Annotated in this window: 1 pseudogene; it reads left to right on the plus strand. The window is 69.0% G+C overall.

The features are described from left to right. Positions 1-97 precede the first annotated feature (97 nt). Positions 98-423 (plus strand): annotated as a pseudogene (locus EN993_RS36740) (methylenetetrahydrofolate reductase); the annotation flags it as partial.

Raw genomic sequence — 423 nt, forward strand, 5'->3', positions numbered from 1 at the left:
AAACCTCGGCGTGGCTGCGGGTGACAGCGCAAGCCGCCGCCGCGCGCGAAGTCGCCGCTGCCGCCAAGAATGGGGCGGCGAACACCGGGGCGTCGGCATGATCGGCCGCCAGCGCGACGAGAACCCGGCCGGCATCGATCTGCCGCTCGACCCCCTGCCCGGCCACACCTCGCGCGGCCGGCTGGAGCGCGTCCTGCGCCGCGGCGAGTTCGCGGTGACGACCGAGCTCAATCCGCCCGACAGCGCCGATCCGGAAGACGTCTATAACAGGGCGAAAATCTTCGACGGCTGGGTCGATGCCATCAACGCTGTCGACGCATCCGGCGCCAACTGCCACATGTCGTCGGTCGGCATTTGCGCGCTGCTGACCCGCATGGGCTATGCGCCGATCATGCAGATCGCCTGCCGCGACAAGAACCGTAT

The sequence above is a fragment of the Mesorhizobium sp. M7D.F.Ca.US.004.01.2.1 genome (genome assembly GCF_003997785.1).
Lineage (GTDB): Bacteria > Pseudomonadota > Alphaproteobacteria > Rhizobiales > Rhizobiaceae > Mesorhizobium > Mesorhizobium loti.